The sequence below is a fragment of the Sphingobium sp. 3R8 genome, from assembly GCF_020166615.1.
In the GTDB taxonomy this organism is placed as follows: domain Bacteria; phylum Pseudomonadota; class Alphaproteobacteria; order Sphingomonadales; family Sphingomonadaceae; genus Sphingobium; species Sphingobium bisphenolicum.
The window spans coordinates 345,286-356,803 of sequence record NZ_JAIQXR010000001.1 but is presented as its reverse complement, the minus strand read 5'-3'; the positions used below and the strand labels follow the sequence as shown (position 1 = coordinate 356,803).

8 protein-coding genes and 1 tRNA gene are annotated in these 11,518 nt (G+C 64.7%); 8 read left to right on the top strand and 1 reads right to left on the bottom strand.

Translation table 11 applies throughout. The annotated features are described in order from the left end of the window. The first annotated feature begins 59 nt into the window (after positions 1-59). From secA to K9B33_RS01670, 8 genes are all read left to right on the top strand, one after another. A complete protein-coding gene (secA, locus tag K9B33_RS01705; RefSeq protein ID WP_224546207.1) occupies positions 60-2,795 on the top strand; it encodes a preprotein translocase subunit SecA in 2,736 nt (911 codons plus the stop codon). Positions 2,796-2,924: 129 nt separating this feature from the next. Then, on the top strand, positions 2,925-3,281 hold the full coding sequence (locus tag K9B33_RS01700; protein ID WP_224546206.1) for a PilZ domain-containing protein: 357 nt from the start codon (positions 2,925-2,927) through the stop codon (positions 3,279-3,281). 259 nt (positions 3,282-3,540) lie between these two features. Beyond that, on the top strand, positions 3,541-3,630 hold the full coding sequence (locus K9B33_RS01695; RefSeq protein WP_224546205.1) for a potassium-transporting ATPase subunit F: 90 nt from the start codon (positions 3,541-3,543) through the stop codon (positions 3,628-3,630). A gap of 12 nt (positions 3,631-3,642) precedes the next feature. Beyond that, positions 3,643-5,346, top strand: a complete 1,704-nt coding sequence (kdpA, locus tag K9B33_RS01690; protein WP_224546204.1) for a potassium-transporting ATPase subunit KdpA — start codon at positions 3,643-3,645, stop codon at positions 5,344-5,346. A 12-nt stretch (positions 5,347-5,358) separates the two neighbouring features. Beyond that, positions 5,359-7,392 carry a potassium-transporting ATPase subunit KdpB gene (gene kdpB / locus K9B33_RS01685; protein WP_224546202.1) on the top strand — a complete coding sequence of 678 codons (2,034 nt, stop codon included), beginning with the start codon at positions 5,359-5,361 and terminating at the stop codon, positions 7,390-7,392. A gap of 17 nt (positions 7,393-7,409) precedes the next feature. After that, positions 7,410-8,000, top strand: a complete 591-nt coding sequence (gene kdpC, locus K9B33_RS01680; RefSeq protein WP_224546200.1) for a potassium-transporting ATPase subunit KdpC — start codon at positions 7,410-7,412, stop codon at positions 7,998-8,000. Continuing rightward, positions 7,997-10,663: a DUF4118 domain-containing protein gene (locus K9B33_RS01675; RefSeq protein WP_224546198.1), complete on the top strand. Its 2,667-nt coding sequence runs from the start codon at positions 7,997-7,999 to the stop codon at positions 10,661-10,663. Before kdpC ends, K9B33_RS01675 begins: the two co-directional genes overlap by 4 nt. Next, positions 10,660-11,361: a response regulator gene (locus tag K9B33_RS01670; protein WP_224546196.1), complete on the top strand. Its 702-nt coding sequence runs from the start codon at positions 10,660-10,662 to the stop codon at positions 11,359-11,361. The genes K9B33_RS01675 and K9B33_RS01670 overlap by 4 nt, the downstream gene beginning before the upstream one ends. On the opposite strand, the gene K9B33_RS01665 is transcribed toward K9B33_RS01670, so the two are convergent. Beyond that, a tRNA-Ser gene (locus K9B33_RS01665) sits at positions 11,362-11,451 on the bottom strand. Between the last annotated feature and the right edge of the window lie 67 nt (positions 11,452-11,518).

Genomic DNA, 11,518 nt, shown 5'->3' with positions numbered 1-11,518 from the left:
ATATCCGCGCGCGTTCCTCACAAGGGAGCCGTGCGCCCCTCGGTAGCTTAGGAAATTGCATGTTCGGCGCACTCGCCAAGTCCATCTTCGGATCGTCCAACGAACGTTATGTGAAGTCGCTGGGCAAGACCGTCGACCAGATCGCCGCATTCGAACCGACGATGCAGGCCATGAGCGACGAGGAACTGGTCGGCCAGACGGCTAAGTTCCGCGAACGGCTGGCCAATGGCGAAACGCTTGACGCCCTGCTGCCCGAAGCCTTCGCCACGGTGCGGGAAGCCGGCGTGCGGGTACTGGGGATGCGGCATTTCGACGTGCAGATGGTGGGCGGCATGGTCCTCCATCGCGGCGAAATCGCCGAAATGCGCACGGGCGAGGGCAAGACGCTTGTCGCGACGCTCGCCACCTACCTGAACGCGCTGGAGGGCAAGGGCGTCCACGTCGTCACCGTGAACGATTATCTGGCCAGTCGCGACTGCGAATGGATGGGCCAGGTCTATCGCTTCCTGGGCCTGACCACCGGCGTCATCGTGCCGAACATCAGCGAAGACCAGCGGCGTGAAGCCTATGCCGCGGACATCACCTATGCGACGAACAACGAGCTGGGCTTCGACTATCTGCGCGACAATATGAAATATGATCGCGCGTCGATGGTCCAGCGGCCGTTCAACTATGCGATCGTCGACGAGGTCGATTCGATCCTGATCGACGAGGCGCGCACGCCGCTCATCATCTCCGGCCCCACCGACGACAAGTCGGAACTGTATGTCGCGGTCGACGCGATCGTGAAGCAGTTGGTCGACGAAGATTATGAGAAGGATGAAAAGCAGCGCACCGTCACGCTGACGGAGGACGGCACCGAGAAGATCGAGCGTCTGCTGGAAACCGCAGGGCTGCTGCAGGGCAGCAACCTCTATGATTTCGAAAATACGCAGGTCGTGCATCATGTGAACCAGGCGCTGCGCGCCGTGGTGATGTTCCGCCGCGACATCGATTATATCGTAAAGGACGGCAAGGTCGTCATCATCGACGAATTTACCGGCCGCATGATGGATGGTCGCCGCTGGTCGGACGGCCTGCACCAGGCAGTGGAAGCCAAGGAGGGCGTCCAGATCGAGCCGGAGAACCAGACGCTGGCGTCAGTCACCTTCCAGAATTATTTCCGCATGTATCCCAAGATTTCGGGGATGACCGGCACCGCGTCGACCGAAGCGACCGAATTCTATGAAATCTACAAGATGAACGTCGTCACCATCCCGACCAACAAGCCGGTGCAGCGAGTCGACGAACAGGACAGCTTCTACAAGAATATCGAGGACAAGTTCCGCGGCATCGCCAGGACGATCAAGGAACATGCCGAAAAGGGCCAGCCCGTGCTGGTCGGCACCGTGTCGATCGAAAAGTCGGAGATGCTGTCCGAGTTCCTGAACCAGGACGGCGTCCCGCACGCGGTGCTGAACGCCCGCTTCCACGAAAGCGAAGCGCATATCGTCGCGCAGGCCGGGCGCAAGGGGGTGGTGACGATCGCCACCAACATGGCGGGCCGCGGCACCGACATCCAGCTGGGCGGCAATCTGGAGCTGCGAGTCGAGGACGAGCTGCGCGACATGCCCGAGGGGCCGGAGCGCGACGCCGCGATCGAGCGAATCCGCGCCGAGATCGCCGCCGAAAAGGCCGAAGTGCTGGCCGCAGGCGGCCTGTTCGTGCTGGCGACAGAGCGTCATGAAAGCCGCCGCATCGACAATCAGTTGCGCGGCCGTTCGGGCCGTCAGGGCGATCCGGGCCTGTCGCGCTTCTACCTCAGCCTCGACGACGACCTGATGCGCATCTTCGGCCCGGACACGATGTTCGCCAAGATGATCCGCTCCAATCTGGAGGATGGCGAGGCATTGCCGCCGTCCAAATGGCTGAGCAAGGCGATCGAGACGGCCCAGCGCAAGGTCGAAGCGCGCAACTACGACATCCGCAAGCAGGTCGTCGAATATGACGACGTGATGAACGACCAGCGCAAGGTGATCTACGAGCAGCGCGCCGACATCATGGACGCCGACACGGTCGATGACGTGGTCGCCGACATGCGCCATGAGACGGTGAACGACCTGGTCGGCGCATCCTGCCCGCCCGGCACCTATCCTGAACAGTGGGACATGGAGCGGCTCAAGGCCCGCACGGCCGAGATATTGGGCCTGGAACCGGACTTCGACGCTTGGCTGGCCGAGGATTCCGTCGATCCGGAAATGATCGAGGAACGGTTGTCGGCGCTGGCCGACGAAGCCGTTGCCGAGAAGGTCAAGGAGATCGATGCGTCAGACTGGCACATGATCGAAAAATCGATCCTGCTCCAGAGTCTGGACCATCATTGGAAGGAGCATCTCTCGACGCTCGACGCCTTGCGCCAGGTGGTGCATCTGCGCGCCTATGCCCAGAAAACGCCGATCAACGAATATAAGCAGGAAGCCTTCGCCCTGTTCGAGCGGATGCTGGAGAATATCCGCGAGGATGTGACCGGATCGATCGCCCGTGTGCAGTTCCGCATGGACGAGGCGCCGATGCCGCAGTTCGACCTGCCGGTGCTGCCCGACTTCATCACCACCCATATCGATCCGTTTTCGGGCGAGGACAACAGCGCCGACATCGACGGGGGCAGCTTCGGCGGGATCACCACGACCATTCCCCGCGCGCCGGTGGGCAATGCCCAACCCGGCGAGTTCGCCAATCTCGACATCAGCCGCAACGCGCCCTGCCCTTGTGGATCGGGCGAGAAATACAAGCATTGCCACGGCGCGCTGGCCTGAATTGAGGGGGGACGGGCGACCCCGTCCTCCTTTGCGGCCAACCGGTCGTTAACCAGCCGGCTTAGTGTTTTCGCAACTTTATCGATCGAATATAGGCTGATCCCGGGGGGCATACCGGGAGAGAAGGCCATGGACAGCATTTCCTATCGCGCCCGCGCCGAACGCCGACGCGAAAGCCGCCTGGCCGCCGAGGTAGGAGCGATGCTGCACTGGGATGGGATCAGTCAGCCCGTCACGATCCGCAATATCTCCATCTATGGCGCGCTGATTGTCGGCGCCTGGCTCCCGACCATCGGCGAGCGCGTGACGCTGATCGCCGATGGGCTGGAAGTTTGCGGGACGGTGATCTGGGAAGGTCCGGATCGCTGCGGCCTGCTGCTCAGCCATGCGATCGACCCGCTCGCCGTCATCGCCGAAGCGCGCGTCCATGCGGTCGATCATCCCCCGATCACGCTGCACCGCATCGGCCCGGGCAGCTACGCCTGACCACGGGCTTTCGCGCCTGATTTACTCCTGACGCATAAATCATACGAAAATACTATGCCGGCGGCGCGCTCCTCCTCTCGCATTCCACCGCGCTGACCGCCTAATTGACCTCCTGCAGCCGATCCTGCCGCCTTCGCGGCGACGGCGTGCGGGAGAATTTTCATGCAGGACATCCTCTGGATCGGCCTCATCCTGATCCTGGCGGCGGCAAGCCTTGGCTATGTCGCGCTTTGCGACCATGCGTGAGGGGGCGGCCGTCATGACGCTCGACCTCTGGCTCGCAGCCATCGCCGCGCTCGGCCTTCTCGCCTACCTCGCCGCCGTGCTCGCACGACCCGAACGTTTTTAGGGGAGGGACGACATGACCCTTCAGGGATGGTTGCTCATCGCGGCCTTCATCGGCTTGTTGCTGGCGCTTGCGAAACCGGTCGGCCTGTGGCTGTTTGCGCTGTACGAGGGGCGTCGCACGCCGCTGCACGCCGTGCTTGGCCCGGTCGAGCGAGGCTTTTACCGTCTGTCCGGGGTCGACCCGGCACAGGAGCAGGGCTGGCGGCGCTACGCCGTGCATATGCTGCTCTTCAACCTCGCGCTGGCGCTCTTCACTTATGCAGTGCTGCGCTTGCAGGGGCTGTTGCCGCTCAACCCGATGGGCTTTGCCGGTACGAGCGACCATCTGGCGTTCAACACCGCTATCAGCTTCGCTACCAACACCAACTGGCAGAGCTATGCGGGGGAATCGACGCTGTCGAACCTGTCGCAGATGCTGGGGCTGGCGATCCATAATTTCCTGTCGGCGGCGACCGGCATCGCGCTCGCCTTCGCGCTGTTCCGTGGCTTCGCCCGTCGGAACGCGACGACGATCGGCAATTTCTGGGCCGATATGACGCGAGTGACGCTCTATCTGCTGCTGCCGCTGTGCATCCTCTACGCGCTGTTCCTGATCGCGAGCGGTGTGCCCCAGACGCTCGCAGGATCGGTCGACGTGACGACGCTGGAGGGGGCAAAGCAGGGGCTGGCACTCGGCCCGGTCGCCAGTCAGGAAGCGATCAAGATGCTGGGCACCAATGGCGGCGGCTTCTTCAACGCCAATAGCGCCCATCCGTTCGAGAACCCCAGCGCGTTGACCAATTTCATGCAGATGCTGTCGATCCTGGTCATCGGCGCTGGCCTGACCTTCACCTTCGGCAAGGCGGTCGGCAACACGCGTCAGGGCTGGGCGATATTGGCGGCGATGATGACCATCTTCCTGGTCGGCGTCACCATCGCCTATTGGCAAGAGGCCGCCGGCAACCCGATCCTGCATGGCCTGGGCGTCGCGGGCGGCAATATGGAGGGTAAGGAAGTCCGCTTCGGCACCGCGGCATCGGCGCTCTTCTCGGTCGTCACCACGGCGGCAAGCTGTGGTGCGGTCAACGCCATGCATGACAGCTTCACCGCGTTGGGCGGGATGGTCCCGCTGTTCAACATCCAGTTGGGCGAAGTGGTGGTGGGCGGCGTCGGCGCGGGCATCTACGGCTTCCTGCTATTCGCCATCCTCGCCGTGTTCGTCGCGGGGCTGATGGTCGGGCGGACGCCCGAATATGTCGGCAAGAAGATCGAGGCGCGCGAGGTCAAGCTCGCGGTGCTGGCCATCGCCGTGCTGCCGCTGGTCATATTGGGCATGACCGCGATCGCCAGCGTCACAGACGCAGGTCTGGCCGGGCCGCTGAACAAGGGGCCGCACGGCTTTTCCGAAATCCTATACGCCTTCACCAGCGCGGTCGGGAATAACGGGTCGGCCTTTGCCGGCCTCACCGCCAACACGCCCTTCTATAACGGCTTGCTGGGCGTCGCGATGTGGATCGGACGCTTCTTCATCATCATTCCGATGCTGGCGATTGCAGGCGGACTGGCGGCCAAGAGCCACACGCCGGAAACGGCCGGCAGCTTCCCCACCACCGGGCCGCTATGGACCGGCCTGCTGATCGGCATCGTGCTGGTCGTGGGCGGCCTGACCTTCCTGCCCAGCCTCGCCCTTGGCCCCATCGCCGATCATCTCGCGATGATCCACGGCCAGACCTTTTAACGGAGCATCACCATGGCACGCACCGCGTCCAAATCGCTCTTCACCGCCGACCTGATCCTGCCTGCGATCGGCGACGCCTTTCGCAAGCTTGCCCCGCGCGAACTGATCCGCAATCCGGTGATGTTTACCACCGCCATTGTCGCGGTGCTGCTCACCATTCTGCTGGCGGTGGGGCAGGACAGCCTGTCGCTCGGCTTCAAGCTGCAACTGGTCGTCTGGCTGTGGCTGACCGTGTTGTTTGGCACCTTTGCCGAAGCGCTCGCCGAAGGGCGGGGCAAGGCGCAGGCCGCCTCGCTGCGTGCCACGAAAGCAGAACTGACGGCCAAGCGCCTGAAGAAGGACGGCGAGACTTTCGACGCCGTCCCGGCCAGCGCGTTGCGGATGGGGGATGTCGTGCTGGTTGAAACCGGCGACTTGATCCCGTCCGATGGCGAGGTCATATGGGGCGTCGCGTCGGTCAACGAAGCCGCCATCACCGGCGAATCCGCGCCGGTGATCCGCGAGGCGGGCGGCGATCGTTCGGCCGTAACGGCAGGGACGCGCGTCATTTCCGACCGGATCAAGGTGCAGGTGACGGTCAATCCGGGGCAGGGCTTTCTCGACCGGATGATCGCGCTGGTCGAGGGGGCCGAGCGGCAGAAGACGCCCAACGAGATCGCGCTGACGCTGTTGCTGGTGGGCCTGACCATCATCTTCCTGATCGCGGTGGCGACAATCCCCAGCTTTGCCCATTATGCCGGCGGAGCGATCCCGGTCGCGGTGTTGGCGGCATTGTTCATCACCCTCATTCCCACCACCATCGCAGCCTTGCTGTCCGCGATCGGCATTGCGGGAATGGACCGGCTGGTGCGGTTCAACGTGCTGGCCAAGTCGGGCCGCGCGGTCGAGGCTGCGGGCGATATCGACGTGCTGTTGCTCGACAAGACCGGCACGATCACGGTGGGCGATCGGCAAGCGACCGAATTTCGGCCGGTGGGCGGCGCCAGCCAGGCGCAACTCGCCGAAGCCGCGCTGCTCGCCAGCCTGGCGGACGAGACGCCGGAAGGCCGGTCGATCGTTTTGCTGGCGCGCGAGCGTTTTGGCCAGACGGCGCAGGCTTTGCCCGACGGCGCGGAAGTCATTCCTTTCACGGCGCAGACACGTATTTCCGGCGTGGAAACTGGCGGCACACGGATCATCAAGGGCGCGGTGGATTCCGTGTTGAACGCCCTGTCTTCGAACGGGGGCGCGGATGCGGACGAACTGCGCCGCATCACCGACGAGATTGCGCGCGCGGGCGGTACGCCGCTGGCGGTGGCGCAGGATGGCCGGCTGCTCGGCGCGATCTTCCTGAAGGATATCGTCAAGGCGGGCATCCGCGAACGGTTCGGTGAATTGCGCCAGATGGGCATCCGCACGGTGATGATCACCGGCGACAATCCGCTGACCGCCGCGTCGATCGCGGCCGAGGCCGGGGTGGACGATTTTTTGGCGCAGGCGACGCCGGAGGACAAGCTGGCGCTGATCCGCAAGGAGCAGCAGGGCGGACGGCTGGTCGCGATGTGCGGCGACGGCACCAACGACGCGCCAGCGCTGGCGCAGGCGGATGTCGGCGTGGCGATGAACACGGGCACGCAGGCGGCGCGCGAAGCGGGCAATATGGTCGACTTGGACAGCGATCCTACCAAGCTGATCGAGGTAGTGGGGCTGGGCAAGCAATTGTTAATGACCCGCGGGGCGTTGACCACCTTCTCGGTCGCCAACGATGTCGCCAAATATTTCGCGATCATCCCGGCGATGTTCGTGACGCTCTATCCGGGGCTGGGGGTACTCAACATCATGGGCTTGGGCACGGCGCAAAGCGCAATCCTGTCTGCGATCATCTTCAATGCGCTGGTCATTCCCTGCCTGGTGCCGTTGGCGCTCAAAGGCGTCACCTACCGGCCGATCGGCGCGGGGCCGCTGCTGGCGCGGAACCTGGCCATATATGGTTTGGGCGGACTGGTCGCGCCGTTCGTGGGGATCAAGCTGATCGATATGGCCGTCAACAGCCTCGGCCTCGCCTGATCGAAAAGGATTTTCCGATGTTCCACGATATCACATCCGCCATCCGTCCGGCCCTCGTCATGACCTTGCTCTTCGCGCTACTGCTCGGCATCGCCTATCCGCTGGCGTTGACGGGGGCAGGGCAGGCGCTCTTCCCGGCCCAGGCCAATGGCAGCCTGGTCCGCGACAAAGGCGTCGTCATCGGCTCCACCATCGTCGGCCAGGCCTTTACGTCGGACCGCTATTTCCACAGCCGCCCGTCGGCGGCGGGCAAGGGCTATGATGGCCTCGCCTCTTCCGGCTCCAACCTCGGCCCTACAAGCCAGGCGCTGGTCGACCGGGTGAAGGCCGATATCGCATCCTATAAGACTGCCACACCCGATCGCCCCGTTCCGTCCGATCTGGTGACAGCCTCCGCCTCCGGACTTGACCCTCATATCGGTCCAGAGGCGGCTTTTTATCAGGTCGATCGCGTCGCCAAGGCGCGCGGCATGGACCCGCGGCAGGTCCGGTTGCTGGTTTCGGCCAGCGTCGAACGGCCGCTGCTGGGGTTTCTGGGTGAAGCGCGGGTCAATCTGTTCGAACTGAATCGACGGCTGGACGCGATTGGCGTTAAGCAGGCGCGGTGAACGACGCAGCGCGCCCGGACCCCGAAGCCTTTCTGCGCGCCGCCGCGCAGGAAGGCCGCGGGCGTCTGAAAATCTTCCTGGGTTCGGCGCCCGGCGTCGGCAAGACATATGAGATGCTGACGGAAGGGGCGCAGCGCGCCAGGGCCGGAGCCGACGTGGTGGTCGGCATCGTCGAGACCCATGGCCGTCGCGAAACGGAAGCGCTGGTCCATGGCCATGAACTGATCCCGCGCCAAATCGTCCCCCACCAGAATTACAGCCTGACCGAGATGGACATCGACGCCATTCTGGCGCGGCGTCCACAACTGGCGCTGGTGGATGAACTGGCGCACAGCAATGCGCCGGGCAGTCGCCATCCCAAACGCTATCAGGATGTCGAAGAATTGCTGGCGGCGGGGATCGACGTCTATTCGACGCTGAACATCCAGCATCTCGAAAGCCTGAACGATGTCGTCGCCTCCTTCACCCGCGTCCGGGTGCGCGAGACCGTACCCGATAGCGTGCTGGAGGATGCGGAAATCGAGGTGGTGGACCTGCCCCCCGATGAACTCATCGAGCGGCTGAAGGACGGCAAAGTCTATATCCCGCAGGAGGCCAGCCGGGCGCTCACCCATTTCTTTTCAAAGTCGAACCTTACCGCGCTGCGCGAATTGGCGCTGCGCCGGGCGGCGCAGGCGGTCGACGCACAGATGCTGGACTATGTCCGCGCCCATGCGCTGGCCGGCAGCTTTGCGGTGGGGGAGCGGGTGGTCGTTGCGATCAGCGAGCAACCGAGCGCGCCGGGGCTGGTCCGCGCCGCCAAGCGGCTGGCCGACGCGCTGCGCGCGCCCTGGACCGCGGTGCATATCGAAACCCGTCGCAGCGCGATCCTGTCCGATTCGGAGCGGCAGGGACTGGCCGAAACGCTGGCGCTGGCGTCGCGGCTGGGGGCGGCGACCGCCAGCATCCCGGCACGCAATGTGGTCGAAGGGCTGCGCCGCTTTGCGGTGGAGGCGCGCGCGACGCAGATCGTCATCGGCAAATCCACCCGGTCCTGGTGGTTCGAATTGCGGCATGGATCGGTGGTCGACCGGCTGGTGCGCGACATCGGACGGGTGGCGGTGCATGTACTGCCATCGGACGAGGATGCGCCGACGCAGGTCCGTTCCAGGGCGATGACGGGCGGGTGGGGCAGGCCAGCCGATTATATCCTGACGTTGCTCGCGGTCGTGGCGATGACGGCGATCGGCCGGCTGCTGGTCGAGGCGATCGACCTGGGCAACATCGCCTTGCTCTACCTCGTCCCCGTCATGTTCGCGGCCGCCTCCTATGGCCTGCGCGCCGGATTGTTCGGCGGACTGGCGTCGAGCCTGGCCTATAATTTCTTCTTCCTGCCGCCGACAGGCACGCTGACGGTAAGCAACCCGGAAAATATCATCTCTATCCTGGTGCTGCTGGGCGTCGCCATCGTGACCGCGCAATTTGCCGCGGGCGTGCGCGCGCAGGCCAATCTCGCGGGGGAAAGCGCGCGGCAGAATGCGGCGCTGGCGGGCTTTTCCCGCCACCTGACTGTCGCGGCCAGCCAGGACGAACTCATGCAGGGCGTCTGCGCCGAAGTCGCCCGACTGCTCGACGTGCGCACGGTGTTGCTTACCCCATCCGCTATCGGGCCGACCCTGCGCGCTGCCTTTCCCCCCGAAGACCGGATGGAGCAGATCGAGAAGGCGGCAGCACAATGGGCGATGGACAATGTCCAGCCAGCCGGGCGCGGATCGTCCACCCTGACCGCGTCCGACTGGCTGTTCCATCCGCTCCATACCCAGCGGGGCGTGCTGGGGGTGCTTGGCATCGCGCGCGACGACGCCGGGCTGGCGCTGCGCCCCGACCAGATGCCGCTGCTCATCAGCCTGCTCGACCAGGCGGCGATCGCGCTCGATCGGATGGCGCTGGAAGAACAGATGCTGGACGTGCGCCATGTGCGCGAGCGCGACCGGCTGCGCGCGGCGTTGCTGTCCTCGGTCAGTCACGATCTGCGCACCCCGCTGACCACCATATTGTCGGCGGCGCAGGAATTGCGCCGGGATCATGCGCTGCCGCTGGCCGAACTGATCGAGGGGGAGGCGCTGCGGCTCAATCGTTTCGTCGCCAACCTGCTGGACATGGCGCGGGTCGAGGCCGGGGCGCTGCCGATGCGGATCGAGGCGACCGACCTGTTCGACGCGGTCGCCAGTGCGGTGCAGGACACCCGCCAGTCGCTCGCCGGTCGGGAGGTGAAGGTCGATATTCCGCCCGACATTCCGCTGGTCCGGGTCGATCCGGTCCTGTTGCACCATATTCTCTTGAACCTGCTCGACAATGCCGGGCGCTATGGGGATCCCGGCACGCCCGTCACCATCCACGGTGGCCGGACGGCCGACGCGCTGCTGCTGTCGGTGATCGACCAGGGGCCGGGCATCCCGCCGGGTGCGGAAAGCCGCCTGTTCGACAGTTTCACCCGTATCGAGGGCACCGATCGCGCCAAACATGGCACGGGTCTGGGCCTCGCCATCGTCAAGGGGTTCGCGCAAGCCATGGGATTGACTGCGCAGGCCGCCAATATCGATGATCCGCCGGGCGCCTGCTTCACCCTCCGCATCCCCGAAAATTGCATCATCAAGGATATGCCCCAGGACGACCGACCATGACCACCCGCCATAAAGTGCTGATCGTCGATGACGAACTGCATATCCGCCGCCTGATCCATAGCGCGCTGGCTCGCGCCGATTATGAGACGGTGGAGGCGCAGGATGCGCGCGAGGCGCTCGACCGGCTGCGCGAGGCGTCGCCCGATATCGTTATCCTTGACCTGGGGCTGCCCGATCGCAACGGACTGGAACTGGTACCGCTGATCAAGCAGCGGTCCGACGCGACGCTGGTGGTCGTGTCCGCGCGCGAGGCGACCGAGCAGAAGGTGGCGGCGCTGGATCTGGGCGCCGACGATTATCTGACCAAGCCGTTCGACACCGACGAACTGCTGGCGCGGCTCCGCGTCGCGCTGCGCAACCGGCTGACGCGCGAGGGTGGCGTGTCGGCGGTCAAGGCGGGCGACGTGGAGATCGACCTGCTGGCGCGGATCGTGCGCAAGGGCGGCCATGAGGTGCATCTGACACCCAAGGAATATGGCGTGCTGGTCCAGTTGGCGAAATTTCCCGGCCGGGTCATCACCCATGGCCAGATCATGGCGCAGGTCTGGCCGCGCGAGGTCGAGCATCATGTCGAATATCTGCGCGTCCTGGTCCGCACGCTGCGCCACAAGCTGGAGGATGATCCGCAACGGCCGCAAATCATCGGCAACGAACCGGGCATCGGCTATCGGCTGAAGACGGATGGCGAGGGGGGATGATGGCGGAAGCGGTGGGATTCGAACCCACGGTGAGCTTACACCCACGGCGGTTTTCAAGACCGCTGCCTTAAACCACTCGGCCACACTTCCGTTGGGTCGCTTCCTAGCGCGCCGGGCGGCGATGCCAAGCAAAAATCGTCGCCCTCTCCGTTCGTCG

Excerpts from the sequence above, each read along its gene's own strand:
- secA (WP_224546207.1), top strand. The coding sequence starts at position 60 with ATGTTCGGCGCACTCGCCAAGTCCATCTTCGGATCGTCCAACGAACGT.
- K9B33_RS01700 (WP_224546206.1), top strand. The coding sequence starts at position 2,925 with ATGGACAGCATTTCCTATCGCGCCCGCGCCGAACGCCGACGCGAAAGC.
- K9B33_RS01695 (WP_224546205.1), top strand. The coding sequence starts at position 3,541 with ATGACGCTCGACCTCTGGCTCGCAGCCATCGCCGCGCTCGGCCTTCTC.
- kdpA (WP_224546204.1), top strand. The coding sequence starts at position 3,643 with ATGACCCTTCAGGGATGGTTGCTCATCGCGGCCTTCATCGGCTTGTTG.
- kdpB (WP_224546202.1), top strand. The coding sequence starts at position 5,359 with ATGGCACGCACCGCGTCCAAATCGCTCTTCACCGCCGACCTGATCCTG.
- kdpC (WP_224546200.1), top strand. The coding sequence starts at position 7,410 with ATGTTCCACGATATCACATCCGCCATCCGTCCGGCCCTCGTCATGACC.
- K9B33_RS01670 (WP_224546196.1), top strand. The coding sequence starts at position 10,660 with ATGACCACCCGCCATAAAGTGCTGATCGTCGATGACGAACTGCATATC.